General features: G+C 69.8%; 1 protein-coding gene. It reads right to left on the bottom strand.

Going from position 1 to position 673, the window contains the following annotated elements; all coding sequences use genetic code 11:
* The coding region (locus tag ACRYLT_RS17520) for a methyl-accepting chemotaxis protein (RefSeq protein ID WP_482665483.1) at positions 1-673 on the bottom strand (673 nt) is incomplete at both ends.

The following is a 673-nucleotide window of genomic DNA, read 5'->3' as shown; positions in this document are numbered from 1 at the left end:
CCGCGCTGATCTGGGTGATGGCCGAGGCCTGGGCCTGGTTGTCCGAAGCCATCGTGCCGAGCAGCTGGTGGACTTCGCCGACGCCTTCGGAGATGTCGGCCAGGGCACCGTCCACCTTCTGCACCGCCTGGACCGCGGTGCCGATCTCGGCCTGGGTGACGGTGAGCTGGTCGCGTGCCCGCTTGGCCTCTTCCTCGGCGCGCATGGCCAGCGCCGAGACGAGGTCGGCGACGACCGCGAAGCCGCGGCCCGCCTCGCCGGCACGGCCGGCCTCGACCGCCGCGTTCATCGCCAGCACCCGGGTCTGGAAGGCGATCTTGTCGACGCCTTCAATGACGCTGTCGATGCCCTTGGCGCTCTCGCTCACCCGGCCCATCGCCTGGACCGCCTCGTCGGCTCTCGAGCGGCCGCCATTGACGGTGCCGATCGCCTGGTCGGCACGCTCGACGGTGCGCCCCGAAGCCGCTGCCGTCGCCTTGATGCGCTCGTCGATCTGCGCCAGCGCTGCCGAAGTCTCCTCCAGGCTCGCCGCATTGCTCTCGGTCCGGCGCGCCAGATCCTCCGACGCCTGGGCGATCTCGCCAGCACCGGTGCGAAGGCCCTGACTAGTCTCCAGCACCGATCCGATCAGCGAACGAAGGCTCGCAACCGCTTCGTTGAAGTTCGCTTTCAG

The sequence above is a fragment of the Sphingosinicella sp. SM1-17 genome, from assembly GCF_056821765.1.
The sequence above is the reverse complement of the archived record's forward strand: the minus strand, read 5'-3'. Positions and strand labels throughout refer to the sequence as shown.